The organism is Streptomyces piniterrae (assembly GCF_005048155.1).
Taxonomy (GTDB): Bacteria; Actinomycetota; Actinomycetes; order Streptomycetales; family Streptomycetaceae; genus Streptomyces; species Streptomyces piniterrae.
The window spans coordinates 1-19,524 of the sequence record NZ_SUMB01000017.1 but is presented as its reverse complement, the minus strand read 5'-3'; the positions used below and the strand labels follow the sequence as shown (position 1 = coordinate 19,524).

Here is a 19,524-nt window from a genome sequence, read left to right as displayed (position 1 = left end):
CCCAGGTTAGCCGAGTGTGTCCGAGGTGCCGCCGACGCCGATCAGGGCGAGCGTGATGTTGTCGGGGCCGCCCGCCTCGATGGCGGACTTCCACAGCTCGAAGGCGGCCCGGCCGTCGTCGTGGGCCCGCAGCAGGCCGTCGAGGGCGTCCTCCGGTACGGGGTCGGTCAGGCCGTCGGTGCACACCAGGTAGCGGCAGCCGGTGGCCAGTGGGGACGTGGTGACATGCGGGGTGATGGCGCTGTACCGGTCCGAGCCGCCGAGCGACTGGGTGACCAGCGAGGTGGTGCGCCGCCCCGGCGGCAGCGGCGGGCTGTCGTCCACGCTCACCTGGCGAAGCCCGTCCGACGTGGCGTCGAGTACGCGGCTGTCGCCGACGTTGAACACCAGCAGCGAGTCCGGCAGCACGACGGCGCCGGCGACCGTGGTGCCCATGGTGAGCAGCGTCGGATCGCGTTCGGCGGCCGCGTACACCGCGTGATTGCAGAGCTTCAGGGCGTCCCGGACGGCCTCCTCGCTGTCCAGCGTCGGGCCGTACGACGCCAGATGCCGGACGGCGAGCGCGCTGGCCACCTCGCCGCCTGGTTGCCCGCCCATGCCGTCGGCGACCGCGACGACGAGCGGGCTGCCGAGCGGGAACACCAGCGTCTGCGGGTTCTCCGTCACGGTGCCGCAGAGCGTCCACGGACCGGCCACCAGGCTGTCCTCGTTGTGCTCGCGGATCAGCCCGGGGTGGCTCAGGGCAGTGACCGTTACGTACCGCATCAGACCTCCAGAGCGCTCAGCGGGTCCCGTCGTCACCGGTTCCGGTCCCGGTCCCGTCGTCATCGGTCCGCCTGCCGTCGGACCACGTGTCCTCGGAACGGCTGCCGTCCGGCCGCCTGCCGCCCAGGGTGTGCCGCTGCATCAGCCGGGAGATGTCCTTCCCGGTGACGATCCCCGCCAGCCGCCCCCCGTCCACGACGAGGATCCGCATACCGGTGCGCAGGCTGAGCTTGTCGATCGCCTCGCTCAGCAGATCGTCCGGCGCGGCGACCGCGCACTGGGACAGCGGTGTCGCCACCTCGCGCACCCGCAGGGTCTCGCGGCGCGGTCCCGGTATCCCGGCGAGCCTTCCCACCTGCACGATCCCGCTGGGACGGCCCTCGAAGTCGAGCAGCGCCAGGACGGAATGACGGGCCCGCACGGCCACCTCGTCGATGAACCGCTGGACGGTCAGCCAGTCGGCGCCGGTGTCCACCGGGCTGGACATGGCCTCGGCGACGCGGATGTCCCGCAGCGCTGTGTTCAACGCGGTGCGCCGTCGCTCCGCCCCGGCCACGACCATGATGAACAGGCCGATGAAGACGATCCACAGCCCGCCCGGCGACCCGCGCAGCACCGATATCCAGCCGAGGGCCACCATCAGCAGGCCGATGACCTGGCCGCTCCGGGAAGCGGCCAGTTCCGCCCGGTCGCGGTCTCCGGTACGCCACCACAGCAGCGCCTGCACCACCCGCCCGCCGTCGAGCGGCACGGCCGGCAGCAGATTGAAGACGCCCAGGAACAGGTTCGCCCAGCCGAGCCACATCAGGACGACGCCGGGCACCGCCGCCCAGCCGGCCAGCGTGTGCAGCCCGAAGCCCGCGCCGAGCGCGGCGCCGCCGATGACCAGGCTGGCCAGCGGCCCGGCGACGGCCACCACGAAGGCCGCCTTCGCGGTCTGCGGCCGGCCCATCCTGGTGATGCCGCCCAGGGCCCACAGCGTCACGTCCTGGACCGAGATCTGCTTCCGCCGGGCGGTCGCGGCGTGTGCCGTCTCGTGCAGCAGCAGGCTGCCCATCAGCAGCGCGGCACCCACGACGCCGGCGAGCGCGTAGACGGCGTCCGAGCGCCCCGGCGTCCATGCGGGCAGGGTCTGACGGCCGAGCCCGTACGCGAAGAGGACCACCAGCAGCGGCACGCTCCAGTGCATGCGCAACGGGACCCCGACCACATGTCCGACACGGACCGAGCCGTTCATCGCGTCTCCCATCCACCACAATTGTCGCTCGCGAAGCGCGCATCGGTGCAGCTCGGCGGGTACGAAGCGGGGCGAGGGGGGACACTGGGACGTACGGACGGCACTGCGGGAGGTGCGTCATGGGGCACAGCCACCACTTCCACCTGGACCGGGGCGACCACTCGATCACCGTGCACGTCGGGCCCGGCAGAGACGGCGAGATCGAGCTCCTGGTCGACGGCAAGGTGGTCGCCTACCGGAAGGCGCACGGCCGCGGGATGACCGTGCTGCGCGCCGAACTCCCCGAGGACCCCGCCCGCCCGCTCCGCGTCCGGGTACGCGAGCCGCACCTCGTCCCGTCCAGGCCGCACTGCACGCTGGAACTCGACGGCGTGGAAGTGCCGATGCCGGAGCGGTCGTTCGTCTGAGGCGGTCGTCCGAGGGGGTCGTCCGAGGCGGCGGGCGACCACGTCGGCTCGGCACCACCGCAGCGCCCGGCCGCCAGTTCGACGCGACCGAACATCGAGCCGAATTCAGTCGCGGAATTCGGCCAAAGCCGTTTATTCGGCTTCCGCTTTCCTCCGGTAGCGGCACCATGGACGGAACGTATGCGCCCGAGAACGGAGCGCGGTCGGGTCGGTCACGAAAAGCGGGGGCAATAGCGCATGTCGATGTCACGAATCCGGCATTTATCCCTCACCCGGCGCGGGATGGTCCGATGACCCGCTCATGGTCGCCTTCGACGTTCCTCGGCCGACTGCGCGACGGCACCCTCGAAGACCTCACACAGCTGGGCACCCGCACCGAATATCCGGCCCACCGGCCGCTGCTCCATCAGGGCGACGGGAGCAGCCATGTCCTATTGATCACCAGTGGTGTGGTCAAGGTGGTGACACGGTCGGAAGACGGCTTCGAGATGCTGCTGGCGATACGCGTGGCCGGCGACCTCGTGGGAGAAATGGCGGCCTTCGAGGACCGGCCCCGCTCCGGCACGGTGATCGCCTGCAGCCCGGTTACCGCGCGCATCATCCAGCGGCCCGCGCTGGAAGCGTTCCTGACCGGGCACCCGGACGCCATGGTGGCGCTGTTCCGCATGATGAGCGCCCGGTTGCGCTGGGCGAACAAGCTGCGTCTGGACTTCCGGGCGTACGACGCGTCCACCCGGCTGGCACGCGTGGTCGCGGAGCTGACGCAGGCCTACGGGCAGCCGGTCGACGACTCCGGCGGGAAGCGCAGTGTGCTCGGGGTGACGCTCACCCAGTCGGAATTGGCCTCGCTCGCCGGGCTCGCGCTGCCCACCGCGGAGAAGGCGCTCGCCTCGCTGGCCCAGCGGGGACTGGTGGAGCGCAATTACCGTCGGATCACGGTCAGTGACATTCCGAAGTTACTGGAATTCGCGAAAATCGGTGCCGAGAACCCGTATTAGTACGGGATCGCCGCCAACCGGCCCTCCTAACGTCTCTCCCACGCTTCGCGGGAACTCCGCGAAGGAGGGAGGAAAGTTCAAGTGGCCGAACAGGCCGGGTACTACCCCTGCACCTGCATTGCCCTCGACGTCCAGGCGTACGGAGGCAACAACGACCGCCGGCAATCCGAAATCCAGCACGATCTGCCACGGCTGCTTTCCCGGGCCGCTTTGCACTCCGGTCTGGACCGGTCCCGGTGGAATATCCAGGCAAAGGGCGACGAGCAACTGGCCGTCGCCCCCCTGGACGGATCCGAACCCCGGATCGTGGACGACTACATCCGGCACATCACCGCGGGGCTCGCCGCCTACAACGAGGACCGGAAGAGCAGCGCCCGGATGCGGATCAGGGCCGCGGTCCACCACGGCCCTGTCGAGGTGGCCGACAACGGCTTCGCCGGGCGGACCGTGGTCACCACCTGCCGGCTGCTCAACTCGGCCCCGCTGCGCCGCGCGCTGACCGCGGCGCCCGGCACCGACCTGGCGCTCGTCCTGTCCGACGAGGTGTATCTGTCGACGGTCGCCGGCGGGCACACCACACTCACCGCGGGCGGGTTCCGGCGCGTGACCGTCCAGGAGAAGGAGTACGAGGCGGGCGCCTGGCTGTGGGTGCCCGGACACGACGTGCATACGCTCGAACTCGGGCCCGAGAGACCGGAAAACGGTCCGGGTGAGGGGGAGTTCGCGGCGGCGGAGCAGGGCCGCGGGGCCGGCCGCCGCGATGCGGAGAACCGCGCGGGCGCGGGCTCCGGTGTGCGCAACGACATCAACGGACACCAGGTCAACGTCAACAACTTCACCGACCGGGTGGACCTGCGCGGCAGCGTCCTCGGCTTCGGCAACGTCAATGGCTGACCCCGGCGTCGACGAGCCCCCCGCGCCACGGCCCCCGGAAGAGCCGTCACCGGGCGACGGAGCCGCGGAGCTCTCCGGGGAGGAGCCGGAGCGGAGCGGCGGGCCGAGCGGCGCGGGAGCCGCCGACAGCGGTCCTGAGGCCGATGACCAGGACGGCTACGACGACCTCACGACAGCCCTCGGGCAGCGCGTCTACAACAACTTCTACGGGCACGTCGACGCGGCGGACGCGGTCTTCGGCTTCGGTGCGGCAGCGGCGCCGGGACTGGCCCCCGGCTTTGTGGAAGCCGCCGAGATCGACCGGGTGCTGACGGACTATCTGCATCCGGACGGGTACGACGAGGCCGCCGGCCGGCTCCAGGCGGACCACCTTCTGGTGCTGGCCGGCGAGGACGGCAGCGGGCGGCGGGCGGGCGCGTTCTCGATGCTGCGGGACGTGCTGGGGCGGGGCGTCGGGCTGCGGAGCCTGTCGCCGGCGAACTCGCTGGCCGAACTCGAGTCGAAGGGCAGCCTCAAGGCCGGCCAGGGCTATGTGATCCTCGACTATGTCGGCGAGACGCACCACGACGCGGTCCAGGGCTTCGCCGTCAGGAAGCTGCGCGACGCGCTGCGGCGGAGCGGCTCGTATCTGGTGCTGACGGCCGCGCCCGCGGCACAACGCCGGCTGGCGCTCAAGGACTTCTGCGTCGCATGGCATCCACCGGACCCGCTGACGCTCTTCGACCACTGCGTGGACATGGCGGCGATACCCGACCTGCCTCCGGACACCGCCTCGGAGCTGCGGGAACGGGTGGCCGAACTGCGGCGTCCCGGCGACATCGTCAGGGCGGCACGGAAACTGTCCGAGAGCCCGGAGGCGGCCCTGGTGGCCCTGCGGGACGGCGCGAAGCAGACCGTCCAGGACTGGTTCGGCAAGCGCCCGCCGGTCGGTGATCTGCTGCCGATGGCGGCGCTCGCCTTCGCCGAAGGGCTGCCGGAGCGGACCTTCGAGGCAGTGACCGTGCTGCTGGGCGCGCATGCCCGCAACTGGGACCGGTTCGAGGATGGGGCACCGCGCGAGGAGGACGGGTCCGGGCCGCCGGCCCCGGACATCGAGCAGAGCAGGGCGCGGTGGAGGTCGCGTGCCGTCGGGATCGCCGTGGCCGAGCGGCGGACGGAGCGGGGCGAGGACCACTGCCGCAGCGAGCGGATGATCGTCTTCGCCTCGCCGCGGGTCCGTGAGCTGGTCATCGGCGAACTGCACGAGCTGTACGGGTACAGCCTCTGGTATCCGCTGCGGCAGTGGCTCGACCAGCTGTCCATGGAGGGTTCTCCCGAGGTCCGTGCCGAGGTGGCACGGGGCGTGGCGCTGCTCGCCAGGCACGCGCTCCCGGAAGTCGAGGAGAACCTGCTACGGCCGTGGTCGAACGGCACCAGCAGCCAGCGGCTGACCGCCGCGTTCATCCTCCAGTTCATGTGCGTGGACGAGCGGCTGGCCTCCCAGGCGCTCAACATGGCGATGCGCTGGTCGCAGCTCGGCGAGGGGTGGTCGCGCGCCATCACGGCGGCGATGGCCTTCGCCGGTGAGGTCGGCTCGCTGTACCGCCTCGAAGCGCTCAACACCCTGTGGATGATGACCGGCCGCGGCCAGCGGGTGGCGATGGCCGCCCGGCGCTCGCTGGTGCTCTTCCTCGCGACCGCGGAGCAGGAGCCGGAGCGGGCGGTGTTCTTCCTCCGCTATCTACGGACGCAGCTCGCGGACGCCCACGGCAAGGAGCGTGTCGAGGCCCTGCACACCGCCATCGAAGTGCTCGAGGCCTCCCGGCTGAGCGGGGTGGAGCCGCTGGCGGCGTTCCTGCTGCGGGCCCACCCGGGGACCGCCCGGCAGCTCGGATCCCTGTGGATCGGCGTGCTGTTCAGCGTGCGCCGCCGGCAGGCCGTGGCCGCGCTGTGCCGGACGCTGGCCGCGCTCCAGGACGACCCGTCGGCCACCGGACCGGTGCGCGAGCTGGGCGAGGCGATGCGCGGGGCGCTGAACGACCGGCAGTGGGCGTCGCTGCGCGGCGACATGTCGGCGGCGCTGCGCCATCCCGACTACGCGATCCCCGGCACCCAGCAGCTGGCGCGGGTGCTGCTCGGTTCGACGCAGCGCCCCGCACCGGCCCGGCGTCACACCCCGGCACAGCGCCCCGTACCGGCCAACACCCGTTCCTTTCAAGGAAGTTGAAGGAGAAGATGAAAGAGTTGAACTACCCGATCGTGGCGGAGCAGACGCTGGAGAAGGCCGAGCGCGGCTGGTGGCCACGGCGCCGTCGGGTCGTCGCGGTGCCCGAGCTGCCGCCCGGAGCGGTCTATGTCTTCCGGGTCGGCGGGCAGTACCGCGAGTTCCCCGATGCGGTGCCCTTCGACCCGTCCCACGCCGATGTCGTCGACGCCTCGTCGGTGAGCGTGGTGGACACCCGGGCCCGGCTGGTGCAGGCCGAGCGGATCGTCCCCTCGGTGAGCGAGGCCGATGTCTTCACGTTGCGGGCGTCCTTCACCTGCCAGGTCACCGACGCCGCCAGCGTCGCCCGGCAGGGCATCGACGACGTCACCGTCCCGCTGCGCACCTATCTCGCGGGGGACAGCGAACTGTCACGGCTGAGCGCGGCGCACCGGATCGAGGAGGTCAACGCCGTACGGGACCAGGCGACCCGCCGGATGACCGCGTACAGCACGATCGTGACCCCGCGGATCCCCGGCATGTCGGTGGAGTTCGTCGGCATCGAGGTGCTCACCCCCGACGACCTGCGGGCCTGGGAACAGAAGGTGCGGGACGAACTCCGTGGCCAGCAACTGCTCGACAGCCAGCAGGAGTTCGAGTCCAGGGCGGTGCAGCGGCTCGCGGAGCTGCTCAATCAGGGCGGCGCCTATGTGGACGCCCTCGGAGTCACCCGCGAACGGATCGACGTGGCCGACATCGCCGAGCGCACCCACCGGCTGGACGAACAGGACCGGGCGCGCCGGCACCAGGCGGTCGCCGACGACAAGGCACGCGCCCACGAACAGGCCGAAGCCGAACGCAACCTCCAGGCCAACCTCGTCCTCACGCTGCTGAAGCAGATGGGTTCGTCCGGGGAGTACGTGGACTACCAGCAGGTGCTTCACCAGGTCATGGAGCGCGGCTCCGGACCCGCGGGCGGGGCGTCGGTCCCGGCGTCTCCGCCGTCCGAGGCCATCGGGTCAGGGGCGCACCGCGACGGCGGCTCCCCCGCCAAGCTGACCGGCCGCGGTGACCGTGAGCCGCACCGGTACATCAAGGACGAGGACGAGCTCCTTGACTGACTTCCTCAAACTGCCGGAGGGGTACGGCAGACCCACCGACCAGGCCGGGCCGCAGGGCTTCGACCCCGCCCGCCGGCTGCGCTCGCTCACCGGCGTGGACGAGAACCTGCTCGCCTGGGTGTGGTTCGAGCGCAGCAAGTACACGGCGCTGGGCGGCGTCGTGCTCGGTACGTCCGTCATCGCCGCCTTCTCGATGTGGAACTTCGCGAACGAGGCGATCGGCGAGGCGTCGTTCCTGGCGCTGCTCCCCGCGGTGATCTGGATGCTGTTCGTCCTCAACCTCGACCGCTGGCTGATCGCACCCCAGCCCAACGCCAAGCGGCGCGCGGGCCCGCTGCTGATGCGGCTCGTCGTCGCCCTGATGCTGGGCACGGTGATCGCGGAGCCGCTGGTGCTGCGGGTCTTCCAGACCGCGGTGGAAGAACGCATCCGGGACGAGCGGCACGGCGAGCTGGACCGGCTGCGCGGCAATCTGCTGCGCTGCAACCCCGACCCGTCGGAGAAGGCCGGCGGCCGGCCGCGGGACTGCGGCGACCATCTGCTCTCCTTCGCGGCGACTCCCGGCGCGCAGTTCCGCGACCTCGGCGATCTCCGCAAGGACACCGCCGAGCTCCAGAAGCGCGTCGACCAGGACACCCGCCGGCTGGAGGCCCTCGACTCGGACGTCCGTGACGAGTGCCGACAGCTGATCCGCAACGCGTCCTCCGGTCTGTTGCAGCGCACTTCGGAGTGTCTGCGGCTGCGGGAGAAGGCGCGGGACTACCGCAGCACCCACCACACCGCCGAGAACGAGCGGCGGCTGGCGGACATGCAGCAGCGGATCGGGCGGGACGGCGGCCGGCTCACGCGTTCCCGTGGCAGCTTCCTCGCGGCGCGGAACAAGGAGATCGCCGAACGTGTGGCGCAGGAGCGTGCCAAGCAGAAGGGCATCGGCGTCCTGGAGCGCATGCAGGCGCTGGAGGCGCTCACCGGCAAGAACACCGCGCTGTTCGTGGGCGTGTGGATGGTGCGGCTGCTCTTCATCCTCATCGACGTGCTCCCGGTGCTGGTGAAGTTCCTGAGCCACGAGAACAGCTACGACCGGCTGCTGTCGTCGAGGAGCAACAGCGCCGTCAAGGTCCACGAGGCCGCGGTGCGCGTCACGGAACGCCGGGCCATGGCGGATCTGGAGATCGCCCAGGAAGGGTGCGAGCAGGACCTGCGGCGGCGCAGGGCCGAGTTCGCGGCCGCGCACCGTGAGCATGTGGCGGAGATGAACATCCGCGTCAGCCAGGCGGTGAACGCGCTGGAGGACGAGCTGCGTCGCACCTCTTCGCTCTGAACAACCTACTGACCTGCGGAAAGGAACCCGAGTGGCTGTTTCGAGGGGGGACGGCGAGGCGAGCCGGGGCGATGTCCTGGCCCGTCTGCTGCTGGCCGAGACCCGCGAGGAAATGCTCAAGGCGGACCAGAAGGCCGGCTTCATGCTCTCGTGCCTCGGCGTGGCGGTGACCGCCCTGATCGGCGCGGTCAGCGCGGGCGGGATCACCCCGTTGCGCTACGGGCCGGTCGCCCAGTCGCTGTTCTGGGCGGGCTGTGCGGCTCTGCCGCCGGCGCTGTCCCTGCTGGGGCTGGCCATCGTGCCGCGGACGGGCCCGGCGGTTCGACAGCGCGCGCACTACTTCGGCGATGTGCCCGCGACGGTCTCCACCCGGCGGCTCGCCTCGCTCGTGCGCCGTACCGATCCACTGGAGCGGCACGTCAGCCAGTTCGCCGTGCTGTCGCAGGCGGTCACGGCCAAGTACCGGTGTATCCGGCGCGGAATGGTCTGCGCCGCGGTCTTCTACGTGCTCACGGCGCTCGGTGTGGTGCTGGGAGCGCTCGGCTGAAGAGCGTGGCCTGGGCCCGGCAGTCCGCTGCTGCCGGGCTCAGGCCGCGCAGTCGGCGTGCGCGCGGCGGCGGGCCGCCGGGATGCGCACGGGGACCTCGTCCGGCTCCGTGCCGGTGTGCGGCAGGGGCCCTGCGGGGACGGTGTGGAGTGGCTCGGCGCCGGTGGCGAGGCGGCTGCGCAGGGTGGGCGAGCCGCCGTGGGCCTCGGCTCGGATGCGCTGCTTGATGGTGGGCGGCAGCAGTTGCCCGCCCGCCTCGGACATCCGCCGGGCGGCGGTGGCCCTGCCGTACAGGGGCACCGGGTCAGGGCCCGGGACGGGGTCCGGGGCGGCGTCCGGAGTGCCGTCCGCGCCGTCCCCGTACATCGCCGCCTCCCGGCGCGCCGCCGCCGCCGCGGCGGAGACGCCCAGTGAGGCCAGCAGCTTGCCGAGCACGGCAAGGCACACCGCCCAGAACTTCATGACCCTGGTCGCAGCCATGCGCCCCTCTTTCCGTTCCTGCACCCGTTGCATCCGTTGCATCTGCTGCATCTGCCACATCTGTTGCGTTTTCTTATGATGAGTACGAAATGCGAGGAATGCGGGAGCGACGCCCCCGGGGTGGCGTTCTTCCGATGAACACCACCCGTGTGCAGTAGGGACGTATGCAGCGGGGAGAGGCCGGGGGCGCCCCTCAGGCCGTCGTCAGATGTCCCGTCCCCGCCATCTCCGACATGATCCGGATGGCTTCCGGCTCGGGTGTGTCGGGCGGGAGGATCAGCAGGTCGCGGCGGCCGATGCCGGTGGAGACCAGGCAGATGGTGTCCGGGCCCGGCCGGTTGGCGGTTCTGCGCAGCCGGACGACATGGCCCGCGACGAGGATGTGGCAGGGCAGCGAGGACCACCTCGTCCCGTTCACGGTGGCGTGCGTCATCCGTGGCCAGTCGAAGGGCAACGCGGCCAGCAGCTCGGGCAGTTCGGTGACGAGTTCGGTCGAGTGCGGCCACCAGACCCCGTCTATCCGGCGCGCGGCCTCGCTGTGCGGGGCGACGGCCACGCGGGCGACGGGTGGCGGGGCCGGGTGTTCGGGGAGAGCACCGGAGGCGGAGGTCATGGTGTGCTCCTGGAAGGAGGTCACGGGCGGCGCGTCACGGGGCAGCCCCTCAGCCCGCCTGGACGCGGCGGGCCGCGACCCGGGCCGGGTCCGGCCAGCGCACGTCGCGCACCCAGCCGACGCGTTCGAAGAGCCGGATGAGGGCGGCGGACGGATCGAGCTGACCGCGGTCCACGCCGTGCCGGGCGCAGGTCGGGTCGGCATGGTGCAGGTTGTGCCAGCTCTCACCGAACGAGAGCAGGGCCAGCGGCCACAGGTTGGTCGCCCGGTCGAACCGGCGGGTGCGGAACGGCCGCTGACCGATCACATGGCAGAGCGAATTCACGCTCCAGGTGACATGGTGCAGCAGCGCGATCCTGATGAAACCCGCCCAGAGGAGGGCGGTGAGGCCGGTGACCCATGAGCCGCCGATGGCCCAGCCCAGCGCGAACGGCAGGCCCAGGGTGAGCAGGCACAGTGCGGGGAATGCCCGGTCCACCGCTCGGATGCCGCGGTCGGCGAGCAGATCGGGCGCGTAGTGCTGGTGCGAGGTGGGGTCGTTGCCGAACAGCCAGCCGATGTGCGAGTGCACCAGGCCGCGCAGCTGTCCGCGCAGGCTGGTGCCGTAGCGGTACGGGGAGTGCGGATCGCCGGGGCGGTCGGCGAAGGCATGGTGGCGGCGGTGGGTGGCGACCCAGTCGATGACATCGCCCTGGAAGCTCAGCGACCCGGCGACGGCGAGCGCGATGCGCAGCGCGGGGGTCGCGGTGTAGCTGCCGTGGGTGAGGCCGCGATGGAATCCGACGGTCACGCCGAGGCCCGTGACGACGTAGAAAACAGCGGCGAGTACGAGGTCGGCGGGGCGTACCACGCTGCCCCAGAGCAGCGGGATGGCGACTGCCAGGCCCACGAACGGTGCGACGACGATGATTCCGGTGACCGTCACATACATCCGACGGCCGCCGGACGGCGGGGCTTCATGATCATCGGTGGGGAACGGCGACGTCCCGTCGTACTGCCGGCTCGGTTGCTGCCGTGGCGGGGCGTTGCGGGCGGTGGACGTCACAAGTCGTCGCCTGTCTTGTCGTCGCCCGTCTGGGGCGTGGGTGGCGGTGGTCCGGCCTGGTGCGGTCCGGGGTGGGAGGTGTCGCCGTGCGGCCGCTTGCGCAGCCGGAGGCGGAAGGACGGGCGCAGCGCCGCGTACCGGTGTGTGGCGAGACGTCCGGTCGTCTGGGCGTTGACCCGGGCGATGAAGAGGGCCCCCAGAGCGACCAGCGCCAGCAGCACGATGACGGTCAACAGGGTCTGCATGGTGCTCACCTCAGGCACCTCGGACGATTCCGGCGCGACGGCCGGCGTACGGATTCCCTTCGGTGGTTCCAAGGTACGCGAACCCGGACGACAAATCGCCCCAAACTCGGTTATTGCGCTACCGAACCGTCCAGGTGGGGACCTTCCCGTACGGCCAACTTCTACAAGCCTGTAGATTTTGCCTACGCATGACCCGAGCACACCCGATGACGGAGGAGGACCCCATGGCTCTGTGGGACCGGATCAAGGATTCCGCGCAGACGATGCAGACCCAGCTCGTCGCCAAGAAGAACGACCTCAAGAGCGGCGCCTTCCGGGACGCGAGCATGGCGATATGCGCCCTGGTGGCCGCCGCGGACGGCACCATCGACCCGGCCGAGCGCCGGCGCGTGGCCCAGCTGATCGCCACGAACGAGGTGCTGCAGAACTTCCCCGCGGACGATCTCCAGCGCCGCTTCGACGGCTACCTCGACAAGCTGGCCGCCGACTTCGACTTCGGCAAGGTCGCGGTGCTGCAGGAGATCGGAAAGGTGAAGAAGAAGCCGGTGGAGGGCCGGGCCGTGATCCAGATCGGCATCGTGATCGGCGGCGCCGACGGCGACTTCGACAAGACGGAGCAGGCGGTGGTGCGCGAGGTGTGCTTCGCGCTGGGCATCGCGCCGGAGGAGTTCGATCTCTGAGAGCGGGAGACGGGTGAGGGGTGGCCGTGGCCACCCCTCACCCGCCTGCGTCTCCCGGACACGGACGTCAGACGTTGACGCCGAAGTCGGCCGCGATGCCCGCCAGGCCGGACGCGTAGCCCTGCCCCACCGCCCGGAACTTCCACTCCGCGCCGTGCCGGTACAGCTCGCCGAAGACCATCGCGGTCTCGGTCGAGGCGTCCTCGCTCAGGTCGTAGCGGGCCAGCTCGACCCCGTCCGCCTGGTTCACCACGCGGATGAAGGCGTTGCGGACCTGGCCGAAGCTCTGGCCGCGGCTCTCCGCGTCGTGGATGGAGACCGGGAAGACGATCTTCGTGATCTCGGCGGGCACGCCGGACAGCGTGACGTTGATGGCCTCGTCGTCGCCCTCGCCCTCGCCGGTCAGGTTGTCGCCGGTGTGCTGCACCGAACCGTCGGGGCTGGTGAGGTTGTTGTAGAAGACGAAGTGACCGTCCGAGGCGACCTTGCCGGTCTCGGTGCACAGCAGCGCGCTGGCGTCGAGGTCGTAGTCCGCGCCCGTCGTCGTCCGTACGTCCCAGCCGAGGCCGACCGTGACCGCGGTCAGTCCGGGCGCTTCCTTGGACAGCGAGACATTGCCGCCCTTGGCCAGCGAGACTCCCATGGTTTCCCCTCCAGGTGTTGTGTCCGCATGCGGAAGCTCAAAAACTACAGGAGTGTAGAAGTAAGCGCCCGTGAGGCGACGGGCCGCGGTACGGATCGATGCGCGGGCCGCCGCACGGGCCGCGCCCCTGGGCCGGCCGCTCAGTAAAATGCCCCGACGTCCCGGCCAGCGGGACACCCGGCGCGACGGGAGGCGACGGCATGGGCGGCAAGTCCTCCCTGGGCGATCCGCTCGGCGGATCGTCCACGCGGGGGCGGCGGCGCGGGCAGGGCCAGCTGGAAGCCCAGGTGCTGGCCGCGCTCCACCACTCGCAGGGGCCGGCCACCGCCGCCTGGGTGCAGGAACGACTCGGCGGCGACCTCGCGTACACGACCGTGATGACGATCCTGTCCCGGCTGCACGCCAAGAAGGCCGTCACCCGCGAGCGCGCCGGCCGCGCCTACGTATGGACGCCGGCCGCCGACGAGGCCGGTCTCGCCGCGCTGCGGATGCGCCGCGTACTGGACGGCGAACCGGACCGGGACGCCGTCCTCACCAGCTTTGTCTCCGCGCTCTCCGCACACGACGAGCAGCTGCTGCGCAGCCTCCTGGACCGTGCGACGGAGGAGACGGAAGCGGCGGAGGGCACGGAAGGGGCGGCAGGAACGAAGAACGCCGCCCCTTCCCTCCCCTCCGATTCCCTCCCCTCCGACGAAACGGGCGGAGGCTGACCGGTGGGCGTCTTCGTCTTCCTGCCCCTCGTCCTGCCGCTCACCGCGCTGCCGATCGCCCGGCTCGCGGAACAGCACCTCCACCCGCGCGGCACCACCCGCCTGCTGACCCTGCTCGCCGCCGTCCTCGGCCTGTGCAGCACGCTCTGCCTGGGCCTGCTGATGGTCGTCGGCACCGCCCAGCTGCCCGGCAATCCGCTGCCCGACGGCTGGTCGGACCCGGAGGTGCGGGCCGCGGTGCCGTTCGCCGAGGTCGCCGGGGCCGCCGCGATCCTCGCGCTGGCCGCCGCCCTCGCCGGATGCGGGACCGCGCTGCGCCGCCACCGCCGGATCCGCGCCCGTACGCACCGGGCGCTGGACGTACTGCCGGCCGGCGCCGACCCCGCGGTGCTGCCGGACGACGATCCCTACGCCTACGCGGTGCCCGGCACCCCGGGCCGGCCGGGCCGTCCCGCCAGGCCCGGCCGGATCGCGGTCTCCCGCGGCATGCTGCGCAGCCTGGACGCCGACGAGCGGGCGGCCCTGTTCGCCCATGAGCGCGCCCATCTGAACTGCCGTCACCACCGCTATCTCCTGGCCGTACGGCTGGCGGGCTGCGTCAACCCGCTGCTTCTGCCGCTGCGTTCCGCGGTCGCCTTCAGCACCGAGCGGTGGGCGGACGAGGAGGCGGCCCGCGAGGTCGGAGACCGGCGGCTGACGGCCCGTGCCGTGGGCAAGGCGGCGCTGGTGGCGCGGCCCGCGCCGTATCCGGAGCTGGCGCAGTTCGCGGCGCCGGAGCCGGGTCCGGTGCCGCGCCGGGTGGCGGCGCTGCTGGCGCCGGTGCCGCCGGCCCGCAGCTGGCCGCCGGCGCTGACCCCGGCGGGGCTGGCCGCGCTGGTCGCCGCCGCGGGCACCGCCGCCTCCGCCGTCTCCGCGCTGAACGCCGCGGTAGCCCTGTTCCTCGTTCTGAAGGCAGCGACGCCGCTGTGAGGGCACACTGATCCACAGTCAACGCTCCGCCTCCGCACCGCCCGCCCGACGCATTACCGCCCGACCACTGCAATCGGCCGCTAACGCTGTGATCCGGTGCACAATCGGACAACTTCTACAACACTGTAGATATGGCCGGTAGAATTGCGTCCCACACAGGCAACGGGCGCGGCGGAAGGGGGAGATGGCGACGAAGCGCGGACTCCTGACCTGGGATTGTCCGCCTCCAGAGGCGGAGGTGCGATGGGTTTACCAACCCGTGGAGGTCCAATACCCCGATGGCACGTGGGAATTGGGACGGATCACCGCCTGGTGGACGGACGACACCGGCGACGAATGGTGCCGGCTGCGGACTCCCTCGGGCGGCCCCCGTCCACAATGGCTCCACTACGACCCCGAGTCCGTAAGACTCCTCCCCAGCACCGGCATCTGACCACCGACCCCCTACCGCTACCGCCGCACTCCCCACCGCTGCCAGCCTCGGCCGCCGATGCCGCTCCCTCCCCCACGAAGCACTTGAAGGATCAGAAGGGCCACCGGCGTGCATGACAGGCAGACGCACCGCAGGACCGCGGACATCAACTCGCGTACGGGCGGCGGAGCTTCCCGTACGGGCGGAGGTGTTCCGCGTACGGGCGGGGGCGCCTCGCGTTCGGGCGGGGGCACTTCCCGCGCAGCCGGAGGTGCTTCCCGCACGGGCGGCAGGACTTCCCGTACGGCCGCCGACGCCCCCGCGCGCGGAGCCGGGCGCGGCAGCCGCAGAGCGGACGGATCCCGCAGGGCCGGCGGGGCGGCCCGCGGCGGCGCCCGCCCCGGCAAGCTGCGGATGACCCGCCGCGGCCGGATCCTCGCCTGGACCGGCGGCGTCCTCGGCATCCTGCTGCTCGCCACGGCCGGCGTCGGCGCCTGGGTCTACATCAAGCTGGACGGCAACATCCAGGGCGCCGACCTCGGCCTCGACGGCGACCGGCCGGTCAACCTCAGCCCCGGCTCCAAGAACGTCCTGATCATCGGCTCGGACAGCCGCGCGGGCGCCAACGCCAAGTACGGCAAGGGCCTGACCACCATGCAGTCGGACACGCTGATGTTGTTGCACATCGCCGCCAACCGTAAGTGGGCCACCGCGCTGTCCTTCCCCCGCGACTCCTGGGTGCAGATCCCGGCCTGCAAACGCGGCAACGGCTCCGAGTCCTCCCCGCACCACTTCAAAATCAACGAGGCGTTCTCGATCGGCGGTGACAGCGGCGAAATCGGCAAGGCCGCCACCTGCACGATCAAGACCGTCGAGAAGAACACCGGGCTGCGCATCGACCACTTCGCCTCGATCGACTTCCAGGGCTTCAAAGGCATGGTCAACGCCCTGGACGGCATCGAGGTCTGCCCCAAGCACGCCATCCATGACAAGAAGGCCCACCTGGACATGGAGGCGGGCTGCCAGACCGTCCGGGACGAGAAGGCCCTCGGGTACGTCCGCACCCGCTACAGCGTCGGCGACGGCTCCGACCTCGGACGCATCGGCCGCCAGCAGGAGTTCATGAAGGCCATGGGCGCCAAGGCCCAGGACAAGCTCACCAGCCCCGGCGACCTCTACGACTTCCTCGACTCGGCCACCAAGTCCATCAAGACCGACAACGACCTGGCGGGCCTCAAGCCGCTCTACGACCTCGCCGCGACGGTCAAGGGCATTCCCAGCGACCGCCTCACGTTCCTGACCGTGCCCAACTACTACCGCGAGGCCGACGTCCCGACCGACAAGGCCAATGTGATCTGGCAGTACCCGCAGGCCGGGGACCTGTTCAGCGACCTCGCCCACGACCGGGAGATCGGCGCCGCCGGCAAGAAGAAGCTCGCCGAGGCAGCCAAGAGCCCGATCACCGCGCGCGCCGTCCAGGTCCGCGTCCTCAACGGCACCGGCGTCGCCGGCCAGGCCGCTACCGCCGCCGGACGGCTGCGCGGCCTCGGCTTCCCGGTCACCGCCACCGGCAACGCCCCCGCCACCGACAAGACCACCATCACCTACCCCGCCGCCCTCAAAGCCCAGGCCGCGGTGCTGGGTTCCCGCCTCCCCGGCGCCAAGCTGACACAGTCCGCGGAGGCGACGGCCGGGGTGGTCACGCTCACCATCGGCCCGGACTTCTCGTCGATGACGGGCTGGTAGCCCTGCGGCTACTGCGGGGTTGCGGTCACATCAGCGGCCCCGACATGTGCCCTGGTACGGCAGAGGGTCGGTAGTGGTCGAGCGCGCTCGCGTCTCGGTTGGGGTGGGCGTCCCGGTGGGCTTCGGAGTGGTCGAACCGGGGCCGCCGTCCGTGCAGCAGGAATGACACGGTGCGGGAGGCCAGACGGCCAAGACGGCCGAGGGTGGATTTCATGGGTCCCTCCGTTCTTGACGTTCGATCATTCGAGCGTACGGAACGCGAGGCGAACACGTGGTGATCTGAGGGAGACTTGAGGGTCCGCGGGATCCAGCCCGCCCCGGGTTACGCGTGGAGGCGTTCGGGCGTGACGAGCCGTGCCCGCTCGTGGAGGGCGCGGGCGGCCGCGGTCTTCAGGTGGGGGCGGATGAGGCCGAACATGGTCTTGATCCGGTCGTCGGCACGACCGGACTGGACCTTGGGGTAGTCGTCGAGGGCTTGGTGCCACGTGTCACAGGCGGCTTCGAGGTGGCCGACCTCCAGTTGACGCTCGGCCAGAAGGCCGCGTCGGTGCACCCGCGTGCGCCGGTAGACGGTGTGACGGAGCTTGTCCGCTTGGTGCATGGCCTCGACGGCTCCGGTCCTGTCGCCGAGTTCGTAACGGACCTGACTGATGTGGTAGTTGAGCGCTGCGGGGTCGTACGCGCCGAAGATCTTGCCCCGTGACTCGGCGCGGTCCATCGCCGCCTCGGCCTCTCGGACGAACCGCAGTGCGCCTGTACGGTCGCCTGTCTGCGCGGCGGCGTGCGCCTGCTGGCCGACGAGGAACGCTTGCATCCGGGGACCGGCCTTCGGAGACGCGGCGGCAGCAGCGTCAGCCAGCTCCATTGCCTTGGCCCCGTGGCGCAGATCAACCGCTTGCACGCTCATCCCCCGCAGCGTGGTGCAGTACGTCAGGTGGTCCTCCGCCGCTCCGGCCAGCTCCAGGGCCTTGACGTAGTAGCGCTGCGCGAGCCCGTGCAACCCTTCGTCCACCGCCATGTAGCCGGTGAGGTACAGCAGGTCCGAGGCCGCCGACAACATGGCTTGCCGAGCGTTTTCCGGTGCATCGGCCCGCAGGTACGCGGCCACCGTGTTGACGATGAACGAGGCCGCCATCGGCCGCGCGTGGCGCCCACCGAACTGATCGTCCAAGTCGGATACGCGCTCGGTCATCGCGATGACCATGTCGACGTCACTCATGCCAATGCGTTGGGCCCGGCCCGTCTGCACCGCTTCGGCCCGACCGATCACGTCCGGCCAACCAGGGATGGTGAGCGCGACAGAGAAGAGGCCGGCCCCGAGAACGCTGCGCCGGGACGGGTCCACGTCTTGCCTCCCTAGCTCGATCACCCCTTCCACCGTATCGAGCGGTTGTTCCCCGTCATCGGCTGGAGTTGAGAACCCGGCCTCGGCGTGGGTCACAGGGCGCCGCAGTCGGCGCGTGAATGCCTCGACTACGAATCGACGTACCGATTCGCTGCGCGGCATCGTTCCGCCTAACCAGTGGTGAACCGCGGAACCGTTGTACTTGAGCGGCGTCCCGTTCTCTCTGCCGATCAGGTTCACGGCCCGAGCGCACTGGCTCAAGGTCCAGCCGCTGTCTACGAACAGGCGTTGCAGGGGCTCATTCGGCATGGTCGCTCAACTCCCCACGCCCGCAGGCGCTTTAAACGGTTTAAATCCGCCGCTCTGGCGCAACGGTACCGCCGGCCGTAGCCGAGCGGTTGCCTAGAGCGAGACAGGCCCTCCTCACCAGACAACAAGAGGACCCCCGCGACGCGGTGCATGCGTCCGGGGGCGTGGCCTTCAACTACTACGGAGTTGACGACATGACCCACGCTATCGCGCACCTGCTCGTATCACTGCTGAATCTGCTGTTACCCGCACCGGGACGCCACCGATCCGCAGCCCCAGAGCCCACCCCGCGCAACGAGAACGCGCCAACGGCGCACTCGCACCGCCGACCCGTCCCACAGCCCGTACTCCTGCGCGGTGAGAACGCCGCCCTCCTTATCCGTCCCTACGTGCTCTCGCACAAGGAGCGCCAAGAACGACGGCTGCGACGCATGCGCCGCCGCACCCTGTGGCTGGCCGTTCACGGCGTCGACGCAGGCCCGCGCTGGATCCACGGCATGAAGGTGGCGGCCTGACATGAGCGACGCGCAGAACGATCCCTTCACAGGAACCCCGTACGCCGATTCCCCAGAGGGATGGTGGACGGAATACGGAGGCGCTCTCGACATGGCGTCAGGGATCGTCCGCTTCCCACAGGGCGTCGAACTTCCGCCGTGCCGATTCCCGTGCCACCACTGCCGCACGGAGATTGGGTAGTAGCAAACCGTTCCAATTAAGTGAGCAGGAGCGAGTCTTGGACCCACACCTGTGCACTGCGGACATCCCGAACGGTTTTGGATGTCCGGCTGGTTCCCCGCGTTCTCATCACCTCCGTCCGGGCGCGCAGCTCCTGGCTGCGGTCCGTGACGGAGTGGC

At 70.8% G+C, this 19,524-nt stretch carries 21 protein-coding genes; 12 read left to right on the top strand and 9 right to left on the bottom strand.

Features of this window, described 5'->3' with window-relative positions:
* Positions 1-6: 6 nt before the first annotated feature.
* Together FCH28_RS34890 and FCH28_RS34885 are read right to left on the bottom strand one after the other, a co-directional pair.
* A complete protein-coding gene (locus tag FCH28_RS34890) occupies positions 7-765 on the bottom strand; it encodes a PP2C family protein-serine/threonine phosphatase (protein ID WP_136744366.1) in 759 nt (252 codons plus the stop codon).
* A gap of 16 nt (positions 766-781) precedes the next feature.
* Complete coding sequence (locus tag FCH28_RS34885) at positions 782-2,002, bottom strand: site-2 protease family protein (protein ID WP_136744545.1); 1,221 nt, start codon at positions 2,000-2,002, stop codon at positions 782-784.
* A 119-nt stretch (positions 2,003-2,121) separates the two neighbouring features.
* On the opposite strand from FCH28_RS34885, the gene FCH28_RS34880 reads away from it, so the two are divergent.
* The 7 genes from FCH28_RS34880 (at position 2,122) to FCH28_RS34850 (ending at position 9,472) form a co-directional block, all read left to right on the top strand.
* On the top strand, positions 2,122-2,409 hold the full coding sequence (locus tag FCH28_RS34880) for a hypothetical protein (RefSeq protein ID WP_136744364.1): 288 nt from the start codon (positions 2,122-2,124) through the stop codon (positions 2,407-2,409).
* Positions 2,410-2,699: 290 nt separating this feature from the next.
* Entirely contained in the window at positions 2,700-3,407 is a 708-nt protein-coding gene (locus FCH28_RS34875; protein WP_136744362.1) for a Crp/Fnr family transcriptional regulator, read from the top strand.
* 81 nt (positions 3,408-3,488) lie between these two features.
* Entirely contained in the window at positions 3,489-4,301 is an 813-nt protein-coding gene (locus tag FCH28_RS34870) for a nucleotidyl cyclase domain-containing protein (protein WP_136744360.1), read from the top strand.
* Positions 4,294-6,507 carry a hypothetical protein gene (locus FCH28_RS34865; protein ID WP_136744358.1) on the top strand — a complete coding sequence of 738 codons (2,214 nt, stop codon included), beginning with the start codon at positions 4,294-4,296 and terminating at the stop codon, positions 6,505-6,507. Before FCH28_RS34870 ends, FCH28_RS34865 begins: the two co-directional genes overlap by 8 nt.
* 8 nt (positions 6,508-6,515) lie before the next feature.
* Positions 6,516-7,604 (top strand): hypothetical protein, encoded by a 1,089-nt coding sequence (locus FCH28_RS34860; protein WP_246103475.1) that lies wholly within the window; start codon positions 6,516-6,518, stop codon positions 7,602-7,604.
* A complete protein-coding gene (locus tag FCH28_RS34855) occupies positions 7,597-8,925 on the top strand; it encodes a DUF4407 domain-containing protein (RefSeq protein WP_246103474.1) in 1,329 nt (442 codons plus the stop codon). Before FCH28_RS34860 ends, FCH28_RS34855 begins: the two co-directional genes overlap by 8 nt.
* A gap of 31 nt (positions 8,926-8,956) precedes the next feature.
* Positions 8,957-9,472 (top strand): Pycsar system effector family protein, encoded by a 516-nt coding sequence (locus FCH28_RS34850; protein WP_136744354.1) that lies wholly within the window; start codon positions 8,957-8,959, stop codon positions 9,470-9,472.
* Between the two features lie 39 nt (positions 9,473-9,511).
* Here the strand turns inward: FCH28_RS34850 and FCH28_RS34845 are convergent, their stop codons facing one another.
* From FCH28_RS34845 to FCH28_RS34830, 4 genes are all read right to left on the bottom strand, one after another.
* The gene (locus FCH28_RS34845) at positions 9,512-9,952 is read right to left on the bottom strand and encodes a DUF6344 domain-containing protein (protein WP_222852477.1); all 441 of its coding nucleotides are present in this window, start codon (positions 9,950-9,952) and stop codon (positions 9,512-9,514) included.
* A gap of 193 nt (positions 9,953-10,145) precedes the next feature.
* Positions 10,146-10,565, bottom strand: coding sequence for a DUF5994 family protein (locus FCH28_RS34840; protein ID WP_136744352.1), 420 nt, complete (start codon positions 10,563-10,565; stop codon positions 10,146-10,148).
* Positions 10,566-10,614: 49 nt separating this feature from the next.
* Positions 10,615-11,610, bottom strand: a complete 996-nt coding sequence (locus FCH28_RS34835) for an acyl-CoA desaturase (RefSeq protein WP_136744350.1) — start codon at positions 11,608-11,610, stop codon at positions 10,615-10,617.
* On the bottom strand, positions 11,607-11,855 hold the full coding sequence (locus FCH28_RS34830) for a hypothetical protein (RefSeq protein WP_246103482.1): 249 nt from the start codon (positions 11,853-11,855) through the stop codon (positions 11,607-11,609). Before FCH28_RS34830 ends, FCH28_RS34835 begins: the two co-directional genes overlap by 4 nt.
* Before the next feature lie 224 nt (positions 11,856-12,079).
* Here FCH28_RS34830 and FCH28_RS34825 point away from each other — a divergent pair, with 224 nt between their 5' ends.
* The gene (locus FCH28_RS34825) at positions 12,080-12,535 is read left to right on the top strand and encodes a tellurite resistance TerB family protein (RefSeq protein ID WP_136744346.1); all 456 of its coding nucleotides are present in this window, start codon (positions 12,080-12,082) and stop codon (positions 12,533-12,535) included.
* A 67-nt stretch (positions 12,536-12,602) separates the two neighbouring features.
* Here FCH28_RS34825 and FCH28_RS34820 read toward each other — a convergent pair whose 3' ends face one another.
* Entirely contained in the window at positions 12,603-13,178 is a 576-nt protein-coding gene (locus FCH28_RS34820; RefSeq protein ID WP_136744344.1) for a TerD family protein, read from the bottom strand.
* Positions 13,179-13,378: 200 nt separating this feature from the next.
* Here FCH28_RS34820 and FCH28_RS34815 point away from each other — a divergent pair, with 200 nt between their 5' ends.
* The 3 genes from FCH28_RS34815 (at position 13,379) to FCH28_RS34800 (ending at position 17,015) form a co-directional block, all read left to right on the top strand.
* The gene (locus FCH28_RS34815) at positions 13,379-13,888 is read left to right on the top strand and encodes a BlaI/MecI/CopY family transcriptional regulator (RefSeq protein ID WP_246103473.1); all 510 of its coding nucleotides are present in this window, start codon (positions 13,379-13,381) and stop codon (positions 13,886-13,888) included.
* Positions 13,889-13,891: 3 nt separating this feature from the next.
* A complete protein-coding gene (locus tag FCH28_RS34810) occupies positions 13,892-14,857 on the top strand; it encodes a M56 family metallopeptidase (RefSeq protein ID WP_136744342.1) in 966 nt (321 codons plus the stop codon).
* Between the two features lie 826 nt (positions 14,858-15,683).
* A complete protein-coding gene (locus FCH28_RS34800; RefSeq protein ID WP_136744543.1) occupies positions 15,684-17,015 on the top strand; it encodes an LCP family protein in 1,332 nt (443 codons plus the stop codon).
* A gap of 25 nt (positions 17,016-17,040) precedes the next feature.
* Here FCH28_RS34800 and FCH28_RS34795 read toward each other — a convergent pair whose 3' ends face one another.
* Both FCH28_RS34795 and FCH28_RS34790 read right to left on the bottom strand, forming a co-directional pair.
* Complete coding sequence (locus tag FCH28_RS34795) at positions 17,041-17,229, bottom strand: hypothetical protein (RefSeq protein ID WP_136744339.1); 189 nt, start codon at positions 17,227-17,229, stop codon at positions 17,041-17,043.
* Between the two features lie 108 nt (positions 17,230-17,337).
* Positions 17,338-18,669, bottom strand: a complete 1,332-nt coding sequence (locus tag FCH28_RS34790) for an NsdA family TPR-like regulatory protein (RefSeq protein WP_246103472.1) — start codon at positions 18,667-18,669, stop codon at positions 17,338-17,340.
* Positions 18,670-18,863: 194 nt separating this feature from the next.
* On the opposite strand from FCH28_RS34790, the gene FCH28_RS34785 reads away from it, so the two are divergent.
* The gene (locus FCH28_RS34785) at positions 18,864-19,184 is read left to right on the top strand and encodes a hypothetical protein (RefSeq protein WP_187364004.1); all 321 of its coding nucleotides are present in this window, start codon (positions 18,864-18,866) and stop codon (positions 19,182-19,184) included.
* Positions 19,185-19,524 lie beyond the last annotated feature (340 nt).